This is a genomic window from Nocardioides perillae (assembly GCF_013409425.1).
Taxonomy (GTDB): Bacteria; Actinomycetota; Actinomycetes; order Propionibacteriales; family Nocardioidaceae; genus Nocardioides; species Nocardioides perillae.
In genome coordinates, this window is record NZ_JACCAC010000001.1 from 2,148,040 (window position 1) to 2,166,278 (window position 18,239).

At 74.2% G+C, this 18,239-nt stretch carries 14 protein-coding genes; 8 read left to right on the plus strand and 6 right to left on the minus strand.

The features are described from left to right. Positions 1-10: 10 nt before the first annotated feature. The 6 genes from rimO to BJ989_RS09960 all read left to right on the plus strand — a co-directional run bounded on the left by rimO (position 11) and on the right by BJ989_RS09960 (position 7,985). Complete coding sequence (gene rimO / locus BJ989_RS09935; protein WP_179518068.1) at positions 11-1,534, plus strand: 30S ribosomal protein S12 methylthiotransferase RimO; 1,524 nt, start codon at positions 11-13, stop codon at positions 1,532-1,534. Beyond that, positions 1,531-2,169 (plus strand): CDP-diacylglycerol--glycerol-3-phosphate 3-phosphatidyltransferase, encoded by a 639-nt coding sequence (gene pgsA, locus BJ989_RS09940; RefSeq protein WP_179518069.1) that lies wholly within the window; start codon positions 1,531-1,533, stop codon positions 2,167-2,169. The genes rimO and pgsA overlap by 4 nt, the downstream gene beginning before the upstream one ends. A gap of 150 nt (positions 2,170-2,319) precedes the next feature. Continuing rightward, positions 2,320-4,332 (plus strand): bifunctional metallophosphatase/5'-nucleotidase, encoded by a 2,013-nt coding sequence (locus BJ989_RS18260; protein ID WP_179518070.1) that lies wholly within the window; start codon positions 2,320-2,322, stop codon positions 4,330-4,332. Positions 4,333-4,445: 113 nt separating this feature from the next. After that, positions 4,446-6,962, plus strand: a complete 2,517-nt coding sequence (locus BJ989_RS09950) for an ExeM/NucH family extracellular endonuclease (protein WP_179518071.1) — start codon at positions 4,446-4,448, stop codon at positions 6,960-6,962. Positions 6,963-7,038: 76 nt separating this feature from the next. Continuing rightward, positions 7,039-7,605 (plus strand): CinA family protein, encoded by a 567-nt coding sequence (locus tag BJ989_RS09955; RefSeq protein WP_179518072.1) that lies wholly within the window; start codon positions 7,039-7,041, stop codon positions 7,603-7,605. Between the two features lie 32 nt (positions 7,606-7,637). Then, on the plus strand, positions 7,638-7,985 hold the full coding sequence (locus BJ989_RS09960) for a helix-turn-helix domain-containing protein (protein ID WP_179518073.1): 348 nt from the start codon (positions 7,638-7,640) through the stop codon (positions 7,983-7,985). A gap of 92 nt (positions 7,986-8,077) precedes the next feature. Here the strand turns inward: BJ989_RS09960 and BJ989_RS09965 are convergent, their stop codons facing one another. From BJ989_RS09965 to BJ989_RS09975, 3 genes are all read right to left on the minus strand, one after another. Continuing rightward, positions 8,078-9,229, minus strand: a complete 1,152-nt coding sequence (locus BJ989_RS09965) for an exonuclease/endonuclease/phosphatase family protein (RefSeq protein ID WP_179518074.1) — start codon at positions 9,227-9,229, stop codon at positions 8,078-8,080. Between the two features lie 135 nt (positions 9,230-9,364). After that, the gene (locus BJ989_RS09970) at positions 9,365-9,841 is read right to left on the minus strand and encodes a DUF456 family protein (RefSeq protein WP_179518075.1); all 477 of its coding nucleotides are present in this window, start codon (positions 9,839-9,841) and stop codon (positions 9,365-9,367) included. A gap of 88 nt (positions 9,842-9,929) precedes the next feature. After that, complete coding sequence (locus BJ989_RS09975) at positions 9,930-10,160, minus strand: DUF7455 domain-containing protein (protein WP_179518076.1); 231 nt, start codon at positions 10,158-10,160, stop codon at positions 9,930-9,932. A gap of 251 nt (positions 10,161-10,411) precedes the next feature. Between BJ989_RS09975 and BJ989_RS09980 the strand changes: the two genes are divergently transcribed. Then, positions 10,412-12,514 (plus strand): DNA gyrase/topoisomerase IV subunit B, encoded by a 2,103-nt coding sequence (locus BJ989_RS09980; RefSeq protein WP_179518077.1) that lies wholly within the window; start codon positions 10,412-10,414, stop codon positions 12,512-12,514. 78 nt (positions 12,515-12,592) lie between these two features. Next, complete coding sequence (locus BJ989_RS09985) at positions 12,593-13,087, plus strand: carbonic anhydrase (RefSeq protein ID WP_179518078.1); 495 nt, start codon at positions 12,593-12,595, stop codon at positions 13,085-13,087. 16 nt (positions 13,088-13,103) lie between these two features. Here the strand turns inward: BJ989_RS09985 and BJ989_RS09990 are convergent, their stop codons facing one another. The 3 genes from BJ989_RS09990 to BJ989_RS10000 all read right to left on the minus strand — a co-directional run bounded on the left by BJ989_RS09990 (position 13,104) and on the right by BJ989_RS10000 (position 18,182). Beyond that, positions 13,104-14,906, minus strand: coding sequence for an MFS transporter (locus BJ989_RS09990; protein ID WP_179518079.1), 1,803 nt, complete (start codon positions 14,904-14,906; stop codon positions 13,104-13,106). Beyond that, complete coding sequence (locus BJ989_RS09995) at positions 14,903-15,592, minus strand: LppX_LprAFG lipoprotein (RefSeq protein ID WP_179518080.1); 690 nt, start codon at positions 15,590-15,592, stop codon at positions 14,903-14,905. Before BJ989_RS09995 ends, BJ989_RS09990 begins: the two co-directional genes overlap by 4 nt. Before the next feature lie 82 nt (positions 15,593-15,674). Further along, positions 15,675-18,182 (minus strand): DNA gyrase/topoisomerase IV subunit A, encoded by a 2,508-nt coding sequence (locus tag BJ989_RS10000; RefSeq protein ID WP_179518081.1) that lies wholly within the window; start codon positions 18,180-18,182, stop codon positions 15,675-15,677. Positions 18,183-18,239: the final 57 nt, after the last annotated feature.

Sequence of the window (18,239 nt, forward strand, 5' to 3'; positions counted from 1 at the left end):
CGGGGCAGCCATGACGACCGACACGACGACCACGACCGAGCCCCCCGCCGCGGCCGCCGCCCTCTCGACGCCGGGCGAGCTGCTCTCGGTCGCCGTCGTGACCCTCGGGTGCGCGCGCAACGAGGTCGACTCCGAGGAGCTCGCGGGCCGGCTCGAGGCGGGCGGCTTCCGGCTCGTCGGCGACGCCGACGAGGCCGACACCGTCGTCGTCAACACCTGCGGCTTCGTCGAGCAGGCCAAGAAGGACTCCGTCGACACGCTGCTCGAGGCGGCCGACCTGAAGGAGACGGGCCGCGCACAGGCCGTCGTCGCGGTCGGTTGCCTGGCCGAGCGCTACGGCAAGGACCTCGCCGAGTCGCTGCCCGAGGCCGACGCGGTACTGGGCTTCGACGACTACCCCGACATCGCCGACCGGCTGCGCTCGATCCTGGCCGGCGAGACCCACCACCCGCACACCCCGCAAGACCGCCGGCGGCTGCTCCCCATCTCGCCGGTCGAGCGCGACGCGGCCGCCGTGAGCGTGCCGGGCCACGGGGCCACCGCGGTGGCCGCGCCCGACCTCCCGGCCGGCGTGGCGCCGGCCAGCGGCCCCCGTGCGGTGCGACGCCGCCTCGACGGCGGGCCCACCGCGCCGCTCAAGCTCGCCAGTGGGTGCGACCGCCGCTGCTCGTTCTGCGCCATCCCCAGCTTCCGCGGGTCGTTCGTGAGCCGCCGCCCCTCCGACGTGCTCGAGGAAGCGCGCTGGCTCGGCGCGCAGGGCGTGCGCGAGCTCTTCCTCGTGAGCGAGAACTCCACCTCCTACGGCAAGGACCTCGGCGACCTGCGGCTGCTCGAGACGCTGCTGCCGGAGCTGGCGGCGGTCGAGGGCGTCGCGCGGGTGCGGGTGTCCTACCTCCAGCCCGCCGAGACCCGTGACGGCCTGGTGCAGGCGATCGCCTCGACGCCGGGTGTCGTGCCCTACTTCGACCTGTCCTTCCAGCACGCGAGCGCCACGGTGCTGCGCCGGATGCGCCGCTTCGGCGACCCGGAGAGCTTTCTGGGCCTGCTCGAGCGCGTCCGCGCGCTCGCGCCGCTCGCGGGGGTGCGGTCCAACGTCATCGTCGGCTTCCCCGGCGAGACCGAGGAGGACCTCGAGACCCTCTGCGACTTCCTCGAGGCCGCCCGGATGGACGTCACCGGCGTCTTCGGCTACTCCGACGAGGACGGCACCGAGGCCGCGACGCTCGACGGCCACCTCGACGACGACGAGGTGCGTGCGCGCGCCGAGCACGTGACGTCGCTGGTCGAGGAGCTCACCGCGCAGCGCGCCGAGGAGCGGCTCGGCGAGGTGGTCGAGGTGCTCGTCGAGTCCCTGGAAGACGGAGAGGTGGTCGGCCGCGCCGCCCACCAGGGCCCCGAGGTCGACGGCACGACGGCGCTCGCCCTCGGCGACGACCACGCCCGCCCCGCCGTCGGCGACCTCGTGCCCGCCACGGTCGTGGCGAGCGAGGGCGTCGACCTGGTCGCGGTCCCGCTGGCCGGAGCGCCCGCGTGAGCGGCACGGACGGCGCGGCCGCGCCGAGCAACTGGAACCTGCCCAACGCGCTGACCGTCCTGCGCATCGTGCTCGTGCCCTTCTTCGGCGCGGCCCTGCTGGTCGACGGCGGCGACTCCGCGACCTGGCGGCTGGTGGCCTTCGGCCTGTTCGCGGTCGCGATGATCACCGACAAGGTCGACGGCGACCTCGCGCGCTCGCGCGGCCTGGTCACCGACTTCGGCAAGATCGCCGACCCGATCGCCGACAAGGCGATCACCGGCATGGCCTTCATCGGTCTCTCGCTGGTCGGCGAGGTCTGGTGGTGGGTCACGGCGCTCGTGCTCCTGCGCGAGTGGTCGGTGACGCTGCTGCGGCTCTCCGTGCTCAAGCGCGTCGTCATCGCCGCGGCCGACCTCGGCAAGCTCAAGACCACCGTGCAGGCGCTCGCCCTCGGCGGGCTGACCCTGCCGCTGCTCGACCCCGACCTGCCCGAATCGCTGGTGGTGCCGGGCGAGGTCTTCTGGTGGGTCTCGCAGGCCGCGCTGGTCGTGGCCGTCGCGCTGACGCTGTGGTCGGGCTACGAGTTCTTCCGGGGCGTGTGGCGCCAGCGCCACCAGCTGCGCGGCGCGTCCGCGACCCCGCCGACGGCCTGACCGGCCGGCTCCCTGCGGTCGCCAACCGTTACCGATCCGTTCCCTGGCAGGGGTGGTCTCGACCACCTCCGTGATGCAAGGTGACCCGCGGTGTGACCACCCGCCGCGTCGGGCCAGTCCGTCGCGGTCGACCCCTCGGAAGGCACTCTCTTGCTCCCTGCACCCGGACACTCGGGCACCGGTGCGCGTCTCGGACTGCGGTCCCTGACGGCTGCTCTCGGTCTCGGACTCGTCGCCACCCCGCTCGCCTTCGTCGTCTCGCCGGCGTCGGCGGCCGACCCGGTCGACATCACGTTGCTCAACATCAACGACTTCCACGGCCGCATCGACGGCAACACCACCAAGGTCGCCACGACGATCGAGACGGCCCGCCGCGAGGCGGGGGAGGCCAACACCCTCTTCCTCTCCGCCGGCGACAACATCGGCGCCTCCCTCTTCGCCTCGTCCAACGGCGCCGACGTGCCGACCCTCGACGTCCTCGACGCCCTGGACCTGGCCGCCTCGGCGGTCGGCAACCACGAGTTCGACCGTGGCTTCGCCGACCTGGCCGGCCGGGTGCAGGACGAGGCCGACTTCGCCTACCTCGGCGCCAACGTCTACCAGCGCGGCACGACGACCCCGGCCCTCGACGAGTACGCCACCTTCGAGGTCGCAGGCGTCACGGTCGGCGTCATCGGCACCGTGACCGAGGAGACCCCCAGCCTCGTGACCCCGACGGGGATCGAGAGCCTCACCTTCGGCGACCCGGTCGAGGCGACCAACCGTGTGGCCACGCAGCTCACCGACGGCGACGAGGCCAACGGCGAGGCCGACGTCGTCGTGGCCGAGTACCACGAGGGAGCCCGCCCGGCGGCCACGCTCGAGGCCGCGGTGGCCGAGGGCGGTGTCTTCGCCCGCATCGTCCAGGACACCAGCGCCGCGGTGGACGTCATCTTCACCGGCCACACCCACGCGGAGTACGCCTGGACCGCCCCGGTGCCCGGTCAGCCGGGCCGCACCCGCCCCGTCGTCCAGACAGGCTCCTACGGCGACAACGTCGGCCGCGTGGACCTCGCCTACGACGCCGCCACCGACACCGTCACGGCTGCGGTGGCCCGCAACGTCGACCGCGCTGCGAGCGCCGACCTGACGCTGCCCCGCGTCGCAGAGGTCAAGGCCATCGTCGACGCGGCGATCGCCGAGGCCGACCGCGTCGGCAACGTGGCGGTCGGCCGCGTGTCCGACGACGTCACCACCGCCTTCAGCGGGGGCACCTACGGCCCCGACGGCTACACCGGCGGCAAGCGCGACGACCGCGAGTCGGAGTCCACGCTGGGCAACCTGGTCGCTGACGCGCTGCGCGACACCCCGATCCCGGCCACGGGCCGCACCGCCGACATCGGCGTCGTCAACTCCGGCGGCCTGCGCAACGAGCTGTTCTTCGCCGGCGACCTCTCGACCAGCCCCGAGAACACCGACGGCGTGGTCACCTTCGAGGAGGCCAATGCCGTCCTGCCCTTCGTCAACAACGTCTCCTACGTCGAGCTGAGCGGCGCGAGCTTCGAGCGGGTGCTCGAGCAGCAGTGGCAGACGACGTTGGACGGCTCCACCCCGTCGCGAGCCTTCATCCACCTGGGCCTGTCCGACAACGTGCAGACCACCCTGGACCCGTCCCGCCCGCTCGGTGACCGCGTGACCTCGGTGACGATCGACGGTGAGCCGCTCGACCCCACGGCGACCTACACGGTGTCCACCTTCTCCTTCCTCGCCGCGGGCGGCGACAACTTCCGCGCCTTCACCGAGGGCGTCGCCACGGACACCGGCAAGATCGACCGCGACCTGTGGATCGACGACTTCCTGGGCGACGGCGAGGTCAAGTCGCCCGACTTCGCTCGCCGGCAGGTCTACACCGACGCCCCTGCCGTGGTGCGGGCCAAGGAGGAGGTGACCTTCTCCCTGGCGCGCCTCGACCTCACCTCGCTCGGCGCCCCGGCGAACTCGGTGGTCTCGGTGGCGTTGGTCAAGCCGCAGGGCAACCGCAAGGAGCTCGGCATGTTCCCGGTCGTCGGCGGCGCCGCACACGTGTCCTTCACGGTGCCCGCGGGCGTGCCCCAGGGCTCCTACCTCGAGGTCCGCGCGCCCGACTCCGGCACGACCTTCGTGGTGCCCGCCGTCCGGCGCTGAGCTTCACGCCGGCCGGGACGGGGCGGAGCCGTCGCGCTCCGTCCCGCCCCGGCCGGTCACTCGCTGGTCCCCTCTCCCTCCCCGCAGCTCCCTCCCTCTCGGAAGGCCCCGTCATGCCCTCGTCACGACCCCACCGCCGCGCGCTCGCCGCGCTGAGCGGGCTCGGCCTCGCCGCCGCGGCCCTCGCCCCGCTCGCGGCCGCCCCGGCCGCGGCCGCCGCACCCGCCGACCACCTCGTCATCTCGGAGGTCTACGGCGGGGGTGGCAACAGCGGCGCCACCTTCACCCACGACTTCGTCGAGCTCTTCAACCCCACCGACGAGGCAGTCGACCTCTCCACCTGGTCGGTGCAGTACCGCTCCGCGTCCGGGACCAGCGCCCAGGTGACCCGGCTCGGCGGCAACGTCGCCCCGGGTGAGACCTACCTGGTGCAGATGGCGCGCGGCGCCGGCGGCACGACCCCGCTGCCCGAGCCCGACGCCACCGGCAGCACCGCGATGAGCGGGACCGCCGGCCAGGTGATCCTCGCGAGCTCCACCGCGGCCCAGAGCCCGACCAGCGCGGATCCGGACGCGGGCGCCGTCGTCGACTTCCTCGGCTGGGGCGGCGCGGCCGTTTTCGAGGGTTCGGCTCCGGCGCCCAGCACCACTAACTCGACCTCGGTGGCCCGCACCGACAGCCGTGTCGACACCGACGACAACCGTGCGGACTTCACGACGGGGGCCCCCACCCCGGGCACGCCCGCGCTGCCCTCGGGCGAGCCGGAGCCCGAGCCCGAGCCGGAGCGCGTCGCCATCGCCGACGTGCAGGGCGACGGCGCCGCCTCGCCGCTGGTGGGCCGCGAGGTCACCACGACGGGTGTCGTGACGGCCCTCTACGCCACCGGCGGCTACGACGGCTTCTACCTGCAGACCGCCGGCACGGGCTCCGGCGCCGACGCGACCCCAGGTCGCTCCGACGCGGTCTTCGTCTACGCCCCCCGGCTCGACCTCGGCGCGCTGTCCGTAGGCCAGCACCTGGAGGTCACCGGCGAGGTCAGCGAGTTCTTCGGCCTCACCGAGCTCTCGCCGGGCGCGCAGGACGACCTCGTGGCCCTCACCACCCCGGCGAGCGTGACGCCCCTGGCGACGACCCTGCCGCGCACCGCCGCGGAGCGCGAGGCCCACGAGGGCGAGCTGGTCGCACCGCAGGGCCCGTTCACGGTCACCAACAGTTTCCAGACCAACCGCTACGCCGAGGTGGGCCTCGCGGCGGGCACCGAGCCGCTGGTGCAGCCCACCGACGTCGTCGACGCGCAGGACACCGCCGGGGTGGCGGCCGTCGAGGCCGACAACGCCGCGCGGGCCGTCACGCTCGACGACGGTGCCAGCACCGACTTCCAGCGCACCACCGACGTGCCGCTGCCCTACCTCACCGCACCCGACGGTGCGCCGCGGCCCGTGCGCGTCGGCGCCCCGGTGACCTTCCTCGAGCCAGTGGTCCTCGACTTCCGCAACAGCACCTGGAAGCTGCAGCCCACCACGCCGTACACCGCCGACGAGCGGGGCCCGGTGGCCATCGCCGACACCCGCGAGGACGCGCCCGAGGACGTCGGCGGCGACCTGCGCCTGGCGACCTTCAACGTGCTGAACTACTTCAACACGACCGGCGCCGACTTCGAGGCCGCCGGTGGGACCTGCACCTACTACCGCGACCGCGCCGGTGACGAGGTCACCAACAACCGCTGCGAGCCCAACGGGCCGCGCGGTGCGGCCGAGGCCGACGACCTCGAGCGTCAGCAGGCCAAGATCGTCGCGGCGATCAACGCCCTCGACGCGGGCATCGTGTCGCTGGAGGAGATCGAGAACTCGGTCGCGCTCGGCGAGGCCGACCGCGACGACGCGCTGAAGGCCCTGGTCCGCGCGCTGAACGCCGACGCGGGCGCCGGCACGTGGGACTTCGTCCGCTCGCCCGACGCCGCCGACCTGCCGCCGGTCGCGGAGCAGGACGTCATCCGGACGGCGTTCATCTACCAGCCGGCGCTCGTGCGGCCGCTCGGCGCCTCGCAGGTGCTCGACGACCCGGCCTTCGACAACGCCCGGGAGCCGCTCGCGCAGCTCTTCCGGCCCGTCAAGGCGCGCGGCAAGGCGAAGTTCGCGGTCGTCGTGAACCACTTCAAGTCGAAGGGCTCGGGCACCGACGACGGCACGGGCCAGGGCAACGCCAACCCCGACCGGATCGCGCAGGCCGAGGCGCTGGCCGCCTTCGCCGACCGGTTCGCCGACGAGAAGGGCACCGACCGTGTCTTCCTGGTCGGCGACTTCAACGCCTACACCCAGGAGGACCCGATGCAGGTCCTCTACGCCGCCGGCTACACGAACCTCGAGTCCGACTTCGGCGACGCCGACGGCCGACCGGGTGAGGCGACGTACAGCTTCAGCGGCCTGTCCGGCTCCCTCGACCACGTGCTCGCGAGCCCGGGGGCACTGGAGATGGTGACGGGCGTCGACGTGTGGGGCATCAACGCGGGCGAGTCGCTGGCCTTCGAGTACAGCCGCGCGAACTACAACGTCACGCAGTTCTACGCGCCCGACCCGTTCCGCTCCTCCGACCACGACCCGGAGCTGGTGGGGCTCGACACGACCCGCTGACGCACGACCGCGCGACGGCCGGAGCACCCCTGTGGGCGGTGCTCCGGCCGTCGGCGTGCTCGCTAGGGTCACCGGCATGCCGGAGCAGAGCGACCAGCCCGACCCCGACGGCACCGACGCCGTCGAGGTCCCCTCCGCCGACGACCTCGGCGACCTGGCGGTCGGGCTGCACACGCTGCTGCAGCTGCGGGAGCAGACCATGGCCACGGCGGAGTCGCTGACGGGCGGGATGGTGGCCGAGACCCTCACCGACGCGCCCGGGGCGTCGCAGACCTTCGTCGGCGGCGTCGTCACCTATGCCACCGAGCTCAAGGTCTCCCTCCTCGGCGTCACCCAGGAGTGCGTCGACGAGCACGGCGTGGTCTCCGCGCAGTGCGCCGAGGCGATGGCCGAGGGGGCGCGCCGGCTCACGGGCGCGACGTACGCCGTGAGCACGACGGGGGTGGCCGGGCCCGGGCCGCAGGAGGACAAGCCGGTCGGCACCGTCTTCGTCGGCGTGGCGGGCCCGGAGGGCACGAGCTCCGACGAGCTGGCGCTGCCGGGGGAGCGCGACACCGTGCGCCGGGCGGCCACGGGAGCGGCGCTGTCGGCGCTGACTGCAAGACTCACCGAAGGGGCGAGGGAAGAATCCCCCGTCCGGTAGCGTTGACCGGACCAGAAGGAGAGGATGCGCGCATGGTGCTGTTCCGACGTCTGCTCGGCGACGTGCTCCGCGGCACGCGGATGCAGCGCGGCATGACGCTGCGCGAGGTCTCCGCCGAGGCCCGGGTGAGCCTGGGCTACATCTCCGAGATCGAGCGCGGGCAGAAGGAGGCGTCTTCCGAGCTGCTCGCCTCGCTGTGCTCGGCGCTCGACGTGCCGCTCTCCGACATCCTGCGCGAGGTCAGCGACGCGATCGCGCTCGAGGAGGCCGCGCTGGCGCTCGACGCCGGGCTGCCGCTCGAGACCCGGCTCGACACCACCGCCCTGCCCGTGCGGCGCCCCGCGCCCGCGGCCGGCGACGTGGTGGCCTCCGCCGCTTGAGCCCTGCGGCGACGCGCCGCTGCTGACGTGACGACGCTCCGGTCCCCACGCGGGGGCCGGAGCGTCGTCGTCGCTGCGGGTGCTCGGCGGGCTCAGCGGTGGATCGAGTAGGTCACCGTGAGCTTGTCGTGGTCGGAGTTCATCGGCGCGCGCGCCGCCGGCAGCGCCGCCACGCGCGGCGACGGGGCGTGGACGAGGTAGTCGATGTGGTCGTGGCCGCTGTCGTAGACGACGCGGTCGCCGAGGAAGGCCGCACGACGGTTGACGTCGCCGCCGCCGATGACCGCCGCGTGCCCGTCGCGGGTGCCGGCGGCGACCAGCGCGGCCAGGACGCGGGCCTGCCGGTTCCACGCGGCCTGGCGCAGCGCCTTGAACGAGACGCGCCGGTCGACCCAGGCGGCGGGCACGAAGTGGATGTTCCACCGCAGCACGCGCACGCCCGAGCGGCGGTGCTGGAGCACGACCCACGAGAGGTGGCGGTCGCGGCACACGCCCGGGATGGCGAGGCTGGCCAGCCGACGGTTCGCCGAGACGAGCGTCCAGGTGTCGCGGCGCCACGAGATGGGGTTGGAGTTCATCGGGCTCAGCGCGATCCGGCCGTCGCGGCGGCGGCCGCCGGGCCAGTAGGTCGACCACCCCCGCTGCCCGTTGATCGCGCCGACCTGGGCGCGGGTGGAGATCTCCTGCCACCCGACGACGTCGGCGCCGCGCACCGCCGTGCGCACGTCCTCGCGCTGCCGCGCGGCGGAGAGGTCGAACGCCACGTTGGCGCTCACCTGCCGGGTCAGTGCGAGGCGCGGGGTGGTGGGCAGGGGTGTCCCGGCGCCGCCGCCGCCGTTGCCGCCGCCGTCGTTCCCGCCGCCGTTGCCGCCGTCGTTCCCCCCGTCGTCGTTGCCGTTGCCGTCGCCGTCCCACCCGTCCCAGTCGTCCCAGTCGTCGGGGTCGGGCCAGTGCCAGTGGTGCGGCGCGGTCGCCGGGTCGCCCGGTGCGCTGGGGACGGCCTCGGTGGTCGCGGGGCCAGGGGTGCCTGTCTCGGAGGTGCCCGTCTCGGAGGTGCCCGTCTCGAGGGTGCCGGTCGCGGCGGCGCTGCCCGCGGTCGCGAGGGTGCCGGTCACGAGGACGGCGCACGCGAGCGCGGTGCCGCCGACCCGGGCGAGGTGGCGTCGGGCGGGGGCGGGGCGGGTGGTGCCGCAGGAGTCGGGGGTGCTGCGGAGCGTGGACGTCGGGCGGCGGAGGCCGAGCATGGGTGTGGGGGGCTCCCTCGTGCTGCGCCGCCTGCAGGCGAGGCGGCGACCTGGTCGCTGAACCCCCCGGATCGGCAGGCCGGGGCAGGACGTGCGCGGAACCTCGGACGACCACCCCTTCGGGCGGTGCGGCCCTCAGGTCAGTGCGACGCCGACCGCCCAGGTGGCGACGGCGGCGAGCGCCGCCGCCAGCTCGACGAGCAGCGCGAGGCCGACCGCGCGCAGCGCCGCCGTGGTCGACGGCCAGGCAGCGCGGGGCCCGACACGGCGGTGCTCCGCGGCGTACACGCCGAGGACGAAGCCGACGACGAGTCCGACGACGGGCACCACGAAGAAGCCCACGACCGCGGCCGCGCCGCCCCACGCGAGCGTGCGGGTGGGCACGCCGGCGGCGGTGAGGCGGCGCCCGGGCACGACGTACTTCACGACGGCACCGACGAGCAGGAGCGCGACGGCGACGGCGGCGACCGTCCAGGCGGTGGCGCCGCCGGTCAGCACCGCCCACCCCAGCACGCCGAGGCCGACCAGCGCGGTGCCCGGCAGCAGCGGCACGACGACGCCGACGACGCCCACGAGGAGCACCAGGGCGGTGAGGACGTCGAGGAGGGTCACGGGCGGAGCCTAGGGCGCCGACGGCGGTGGTCGAGACGCACGACGGCCCCGGACCTGAGGTCCGGGGCCGTCGTAGAGGTCGGTCTGGTCAGCGCTCGTCGTGGGGCGCCGACGGGGTGGGCTGGAGCTTGTGGGTCTCGTCGACGACGTTGACGGCGATCTCCTTGAGCTTGTCACCGTGCTCACGCGCGTGGTGGGCGCAGAACAGCAGCTCGCCGCCGGACTGGAGCTCCACGCGCAGGTAGGCCTGAGCGCCGCAGCGGTCGCAGCGGTCGGCAGCCGAGAGCTCGGCTGCTGCAGGGGCAACGGCAGTGGTCACAGGGAACCTCTTTCCTTCGTGGTCTCCGGGTCAACGGTACGTCCGGGGCCAAGATTCCCCGGGTGCCCGTGTCGCAGGACACGCCATCCAATCACGCGTGGGCGGTACCCCCCGGGGCCAGTCCCGCAACCCCGGCGGACGGGTGCTCGACCGCAGCACCACGTCTTCCTGGTCGGCCACGCTAGCCCCGACCTGAGCGCTCCGGCGGCAGCGAGCCCTCCGCGGCGCACGGCGTGTCGCCGCCTAGAGTGGTGCCCCGGCAGAGCACGCACGGACCGGGCGGGAGCACCACCATCGACAACACCTACAACGCAGCGCACCTGCTCGTCCTCGAGGGGCTCGAGGCGGTGCGCAAGCGGCCGGGCATGTACATCGGCTCCACCGACACCCGGGGCCTCATGCACTGCGTGTGGGAGATCATCGACAACGGCGTCGACGAGGCCCTGGCCGGCGCGGCCACCCGCGTCGAGGTCGTGCTGCACGCCGACGGCTCCGTGGAGGTCCACGACGACGGTCGCGGCATCCCCACCGACGTCGAGCCGCGCACCGGGCTGCCCGGCGTGGAGGTGGTCGCGACCAAGCTGCACGCCGGCGGCAAGTTCGGCGGCGGGTCGTACGTCGCGACCGGCGGTCTGCACGGCGTCGGCCTGTCGGTCGTCAACGCGCTGTCGGCCCGGATGGACATCGACGTCGAGCGCTCGCCCGCGGTGCAGGGCATGTCGTTCCGCCGGGGTGTGCCGGGCGTCTTCGCCGCCGAGGGCCCGACGGCCGACTTCGAGGCCCGCTCGGGCCTGACCCGCAAGGGCTCCCGCGTGGCGAAGGGGCGCTCGGGCACCCGCGTGCGCTTCTGGCCCGACCGCCAGATCTTCACCGCCGACGCGAGCTTCGTGCTCGACGAGCTGGTGACCCGTGCGCGGCAGACGTCCTTCATCGTGCCGGGCCTCGAGATCGCCATCCGCGACCTGCGCGGGGCGGAGCCGGTCGAGGAGTCCTTCCGACACGACGGCGGGATCGCCGAGTTCGCCGACTTCCTGTCCACCGGGGAGCCGGTCACCGAGGTGCTGCGCCTGCAGGGCTCCGACACCTTCACCGAGACCGTGCCGCTGCTCGACGCCCAGGGGCACATGACCCCGCAGGAGGTCGAGCGCGAGCTGACCGTCGACGTCGCGCTGCGGTGGTCGTCGGGCTACGACACCGAGCTGCGGTCCTTCGTCAACGTGATCGCGACGCCGAAGGGCGGCACGCACGTCTCGGGCTTCGAGCAGGCCGTCACCCGCACCTTCAACGACGTGATGCGCCAGACCAAGGCGCTCAAGGTCAACGACGACGACGTCGTGAAGGACGACGTGCTCGAGGGCATGACCGCGGTCGTCACCGTGCGCCTGGCCGAGCCGCAGTTCGAGGGCCAGACCAAGGAGATCCTCGGCACCCCGGCGGCCCGCAGCGTGGTGCGCAAGGTCGTCGCGAGCGAGCTGAAGGCGTGGCTGACGTCGTCGCAGCGCACCCAGAAGGCCCAGGCCAAGCTGGTCGTCGAGAAGGTCGTCGGCGCCGCCCGCACCCGCATCGCGGCGCGCCAGCACAAGGAGACGCAGCGCCGCAAGAACGCCCTGGAGTCCTCGGCGCTGCCGGCGAAGCTGGCCGACTGCCGCTCGACCGACAACGACCGCAGCGAGCTGTTCATCGTCGAGGGCGACTCCGCGCTCGGCACCGCCAAGCTGGCGCGCGACTCGGAGTTCCAGGCGCTGCTGCCGATCCGCGGCAAGATCCTCAACGTGCAGAAGGCGTCGGTCGGCGACATGCTGAAGAACGCCGAGTGCGCCTCGCTCATCCAGGTCGTCGGCGCCGGCTCGGGGCGCACCTTCGACCTCGAGGCCCGCCGCTACGGCCGCATCATCTTCATGGCCGACGCCGACTCCGACGGCGCCCACATCCGCTGCCTGCTCGCGACGCTGTTCTTCAAGTACATGCCCGACCTGGTGCGCGAGGGCCGGGTCTACACCGCCGTGCCGCCGCTGCACCGCATCGAGCTGTCCAACCCCAAGAAGGGGATGGACAAGTACGTCTACACCTACTCCGACGACGAGCTGCAGCGGAAGCTGGCCGAGCTGACGAAGAAGGGCGTGCGCTGGAAGGACCCCGTCCAGCGCTACAAGGGCCTCGGCGAGATGGACGCCGACCAGCTGGCCGAGACCACGATGGACCCCCGCCACCGCACGCTGCGCCGGCTCACCGCCGACGACGCCGAGGCGGCGTCGCGGATCTTCGAGCTGCTCATGGGCTCCGACGTCGCCCCGCGCAAGGAGTTCATCGTGCAGGGTGCCTACGAGGTCGACGTCGAGGCGCTCGACGCCTGACCCGCCACGCCGCGGTCCTCGGGGCGTGCGACGCAGACCACACCGCCGGGACCGGCGTACGACGGTAGGTTGCTGGCCGTGAGCGACTTCGACGACCTGCTGGAGGCGAACGCGCGGTTCGCCGAGGACCACGACGGCAGCGACCTGCGGGGCGCTGCGCGAGCCGGGGTGGCCCTGGTGACCTGCATGGACTCGCGCATCGACCCGCTGCGGATGCTCGGCCTGGAGCTGGGCGACGTGAAGGTCGTGCGCAACCCCGGTGGCCGGGTGACCCCGGAGGCGATGGAGGCGCTGGTGCTCGCCGCGCACCTGCTCGAGGCGACCCGCATCATGGTCGTCCCGCACACGAAGTGCGCCGTGGCCACCAACCCCGAGGCGGCGATCCGCGAGAAGCTCGCCGCGTCCGCCGGCACCGACGTGTCGTGGCAGCGGCTGCCGGTCACGGCCGACCAGCGCGCCTCGCTCGAGGCCGACGTCGCCGCCGTGCGGTCCCACCCGCTGATCCCCGACAGCGTGACCGTCGGCGGCTTCCTCTACGACGTCGACTCCGGGCGCCTGGAGCAGCTCGTCTGAGCCGACCCCCGCTGGGTCAGCCGGCGCGGAGGGCGGCGGCGGGCGACACCTCGCGGGTGTCCGCGCCGCGCAGCAGCACCAGCGCGAGGATGGCCGCCAGTGCCGCGCAGCCGGCGGCGCCGGCGAAGACCACCTGCTCCTGGGCGATGCCTGCCTCGCGCAGCAGCAGCGTGAACTCCTCGCACCGCGACCGGCCGCCGCACACCTCCCGCACCGCTGGCAGGTCGCGCTGCTCGGCGTAGTAGGCGCGCAGCCCGAGCGTCGTCAGGGCCGAGGCGCCCACGAGCATGCCGACCATGCGGGCCACCACGACGAAGGCGCTCACCACGCCGTGCTCGCTGCTGCGGCTCGCGGCCAGGGCAGCGGCGTTGACCGGCGCCAGCGCCAGCCCGAAGCCGAGGCCGCCGAGCACGAGCGGCACGGTCGCGGTCCACGACGCGAGCGCGTCGATGCCCCACCGGCTCATCAGGGCGAAGGCCACCGCAGCGGCGGCCATGCCGAGCGCCGCCACGACGCCGGCGGGCAGGCGGCGCAGCAGCACCCCGCCGAGCACCGCGCCGACGGGCAGCGCGACGAGGAAGCGCACCAGCACGAGCGCCGCCAGCAGCTGGGAGTCGGGGTAGACGGTCGTGCGGGCGAAGAGCGGCACGTCGACGAGCGCCGCGATCAGCGCGGCACCGACGAGCAGGCTCACCACCAGCGAGCCCCACACCGGGCGCGGGGCCAGGGCGCCGCGCGGCACCAGCGGGGCCTCGGCGCGGCGCAGGTGCACCACCAGCAGCACCGCGGCCAGGGCCGACCCGGCGAGGAACCACGGCCCCTGGGGCGAGAAGACCGCGACCTGCGGGTCGGCCGTCGCGAAGGCCAGCACGACGCCGCCCAGGGCGACCGCGACCAGCGACGAGCCCGGCAGGTCCGCGGCCCGCGCCGAGCGCGCCCACCGGCGCAGGTCGACGAGCGGGCGCCGCGCGGTGGCGCAGCGCACCACCAGGGCCAGCGCGGCGCCGACCGCCACGAGCCCCACCGGCGTGAGCCAGCGGCCCTCGCCCGCGACGGGGATGAAGAGGGTGCCCCACGTCAGGTCGCGCAGCAGCGGCGGCGGCATCGTGGCGGTGAGGCCGGCCGCGACCACCAGGACCCCCACCAGCACCAGGCCGACGGGGTCGGGCCACGCCCGTCGGCCACCCGCACGCCCGCCTCGTCCACGGTCGGGGGCCAGGCGTGCGATCGCCACCGCGAGCACGGCGCCGACCGCCAGGTTGAGCGCGAAGATGGCCTGCCACGGCGCGACGGCGAGCACGACGGCGCCGAGCAGCGGGCCGACGACCGACCCGAGCTCCTGGACGGCGGAGACCACACCGAGCGGCACCGCACGGCGCTGCGCGGGGTAGAGGTCGGCGACCAGCGCCAGCGTGGCGGGCACCAGCCCGCCACCGCCGACGCCCTGCAGGAAGCGGCCGGCCACCATCGAGGTGAGGTCGTAGGACAGCACGGTGACCAGCGAGCCGACCGCGAAGACGACGAGCGAGGCGACCAGCACGGGCACCCGGCCCTCCAGGTCGGCGATGCGCCCGATCATCGGCAGCACCGCGACGTAGCCGAGCAGGAAGCCCGAGATGATCGGGGCCGCGCGCTGCAGCTCGTCGAGCGGCACGCCGGCCGTCGTCATCATGTCGGGCAGCGCCAGCACGACGACGTAGGTGTCGGCCGCGGCGAAGGCGACCGCGAGGGCCGCCAGGGCGAGCAGCACGCGGGCGGTGCGGGGGACCGCGCCGCCGTGGGGCGACCCGCGGCCGGCTCGGCCCGCACCGTCGGTCACGGGGCGGTGATCTCCTGCTCGAGGCCGTAGTCGTCGAGCTCGAGCTCGTAGGTGAGGGTGTCACCGCCGGGGTAGAACGCCCCGGTCAGCTCCGCGCCGCGCAGCTCGCCGTCGTCGGTGATCGTGTAGACGACGTCGAAGTCGCCCGACGCCGTCGGGATGACGCCGGCCACGGCGTCGCCGGGGACCGTGCCGGTGTACTCGGTGAGGACGTCGCGGTTGCCCTCGCCACCGCGCACCGCCTCGCCGGCCACCACGTCCTCGGTCTCGGTCAGCAGGGCGGAGAGGCCCGACTCGGGGTCGAGGAGGGTCGCGGGGTCGGGTGCGCCGTACTCCGACGGGTCGACCTCCGACCAGCCGGGCGTCAGCGGGATCTGGGCGTAGACGGTGCCGTCGACGCTGACCACCGGCACCTCGAACTCGGAGCCGGCCAGCGGCACGGTGATGCTGCCCTCGAAGGCGAGCCCCGGCTCGTGGGTGGCCACGCCGCTGGCCTCGGTGACGCCGAGCACGCCCTCGGGCAGCTCGTCGGTGGCGAGCGAGAGGCGCACGCCGCTGGTCTCGTCGAGCGTCGCGCGCGCCTCGGCGAGCACGTCCTCCGGGGCGCGGTCGTCACCGCCGCCCTCCTCGCCGCTGCACCCGGCGAGCGCGCCCAGGGCGGCGAGGCCCAGCGCCGCCGCGCCCACGCTCGTCCGGCGCGTACGGCGGGGCGCGCGACGGGGCGTGAGGCGGGGCGCACGAGGGGGGCGCGGCGTGGCTCGCATGGGCTCAGCCTTCCACAGGGGTGGACGGCGACCCCGGGTCCTGCGCCGCGTCGGGCACTCGGAGCTGGGCCGCGACCGGTCCGGCGACCGCGGCGACCGGCTGGGCCAGCGGCACACCGCTGCCATCGCGCCGGCCGTCGGCCGCGGGCAGGTCGACGGGGGCGCCGCTCGCCGCGGCCGCGCGGGCGGGGGCGGGCCCGGCCCACGCGGTGAGCAGGGTGTCCTCGCCGCGCAGGAAGCGGTGGCAGCGCACGCCGCCGGTCGCACGACCCTTGGCGGGGTAGTCGCTGAAAGGCGTGACCTTGGCGCTGCCCGCCTCGGTGCCCGGCAGTGCGGTGGCGGAGCCGGAGACCGTGACGACCACGGCCGTCGCCGGGTCGACGGCGCCGAAGGAGAGGACCGCGGCGCCGGCGCCGAGCTTCACGCCGGCCATGCCGCCGCCGGCACGGCCCTGCGGCCGCACGAGCGAGGCGGAGAAGTGCAGCAGCTGGGCGTCGGTGGTGACGAAGCACAGCTCCTCCTCGCCGGAGGCCAGCTCGACGGCGCCGACGACCTCGTCGCCGTCCTTGAGCGAGACCACCTCCCACTCGTCGCGGTTGAGGACCTCGGGGTTGACCCGCTTCACGACGCCCTGGCGGGTGCCGAGCGCGAGCCCGGGCCCGTCGGTGCGCAGGGTGGTGAGGCAGAGCGCGCGCTCGCCGGCCTCGAGGGGCAGCACCTCGCTCAGCGGCAGCCCGCCCTGCAGGTGCGGGTCGTTGGCGGAGGCGGGGATCACCGGCAGGTCGAGGACGCCGAGTCGCAGGAGTCGGCCGCGGGAGGTGACCACGCCGACCTCGCCCCGGGCGGTGGTCGCCACCGCGGAGACGACGACGTCGTGGTTGGCACGGCCGTCCCCGGTCGCGGGGGGCTCGTCGCTGGCGGAGCGGGCGAGCAGGCCGGTGGAGGAGAGGTAGGCGAAGCAGGGGTCGTCGGCGACCTCGAGGGAGACCGCGGTGGTGGCGACCGAGGTGCCGGCGGACTGCAGCAGCACGGTGCGTCGCGGCGTGCCGTAGACCTTCGCGACCTCACCGAGCTCGTCGGAGACGACGCGCTCGAGCACGGCCCGGTCGCCGAGGATCGCGTCGAGCTCCTCGATCGTGCGCCGCAGCTCGTCCTGCTCCTTCTCCAGCTCGATGCGGGAGAACTTCGTGAGCCGGCGCAGCGGCATGTCGAGGATGTGGTCGGCCTGCAGCTGGCTGAGGTCGAAGACGGTCATGAGGCGCTCCCGGGCCTCCCCGGCGTTCTCCGAGGCGCGGATCAGCTGGATCACCTCGTCGATGTCGAGCACGGCGAGGAGCAGGCCCTCGACGAGGTGCAGCCGGTCGGCGGCCTTGGCCCGGCGGAAGACCGAGCGGCGTCGCACCACCTCGAAGCGGTGGTCGAGGAAGACCTGGAGCATCTCGCGCAACCCGAGGGTGCGGGGCTGGCCGTCGACGAGCGCGACGGCGTTGATGCCGAAGGAGTCCTCCATCGGCGTCAGCCGGTAGAGCTGCTCGAGCAGCGCCTCGGGCACGAAGCCGTTCTTGACCTCGATGACGAGCTGCAGGCCCTTCTCGCGGTCGGTGAGGTCCTTGACGTCGGCGATGCCCTGCAGCTTCTTCGACTGCACCAGCACCTTGATGCGCTCGACGACCTTCTCGGTGCCGACGCCGTAGGGCAGCTCGGTCACCACGATGCCCTTGCGCCGCGGCGTGACCGACTCGACGCGCGCGGTCGCGCGCATCTTGAACGACCCGCGCCCGGTCTCGTAGGCGTCGCGGACGCCGTCGAGCCCGACGATCTTGCCGCCGGTCGGCAGGTCGGGGCCGGGCACGAAGCGCATCAGGTCGTCGACCGAGGCGTCGGGGTGGCGGATGAGGTGCTTGAGGGCCTGGACGACCTCGACCAGGTTGTGCGGGGCCATGTTGGTGGCCATGCCGACCGCGATGCCGGTCGCCCCGTTGACGACGAGGTTCGGGATGGCCGAGGGCAGCACCGACGGCTCGAGCTCGCGGCTGTCGTAGTTGGCGCGGAAGTCGACGGTGTCCTCGTCGATCGAGGCGGTCATCGCCACGGCGGCGGGCGCCATCCGGCACTCGGTGTAGCGCATCGCGGCGGGGGAGTCGTCGGGCGAGCCGAAGTTGCCGTGCCCGTCGACCATCGGCAGCCGCACCGACCACGGCTGGGCGAGGCGCACCAGGGCGTCGTAGATCGCGCCGTCGCCGTGCGGGTGCAGCCGGCCCATGACCTCGCCGACGACGCGGGCGCTCTTGACGTGGCCGCGGTCGGGGCGCAGGCCCATGACGTTCATCGTGTGCAGGATGCGCCGCTGCACCGGCTTGAGGCCGTCGCGGGCGTCCGGGAGGGCCCGGGAGTAGATGACGGAGTAGGCGTACTCGAGGAACGACGACTCCATCTCGTCGGCGATGTCGGTGTCGAGGATGTGCTCCTCGAAGTCGTCGGGCAGGGGTTGCTTGGTCGAGCGCCGGGCCATGGCGCCATTGTCGCCGCACCCTCCCGTCGGGCGGCGCCGGGGCACGCCCGCCCGCGG

What these genes read in the sequence shown, in the direction of transcription:
- BJ989_RS09965 (WP_179518074.1), bottom strand. Translation starts at nt 9,229, where the DNA reads ATGCTCGGCCTCCGCCGCCCGACGTCCACGCTCCGCAGCACCCCCGAC.
- BJ989_RS09950 (WP_179518071.1), top strand. Translation starts at nt 4,446, where the DNA reads ATGCCCTCGTCACGACCCCACCGCCGCGCGCTCGCCGCGCTGAGCGGG.
- rimO (WP_179518068.1), top strand. Translation starts at nt 11, where the DNA reads ATGACGACCGACACGACGACCACGACCGAGCCCCCCGCCGCGGCCGCC.
- BJ989_RS10000 (WP_179518081.1), bottom strand. Translation starts at nt 18,182, where the DNA reads ATGGCCCGGCGCTCGACCAAGCAACCCCTGCCCGACGACTTCGAGGAG.
- BJ989_RS09955 (WP_179518072.1), top strand. Translation starts at nt 7,039, where the DNA reads ATGCCGGAGCAGAGCGACCAGCCCGACCCCGACGGCACCGACGCCGTC.
- BJ989_RS09960 (WP_179518073.1), top strand. Translation starts at nt 7,638, where the DNA reads ATGGTGCTGTTCCGACGTCTGCTCGGCGACGTGCTCCGCGGCACGCGG.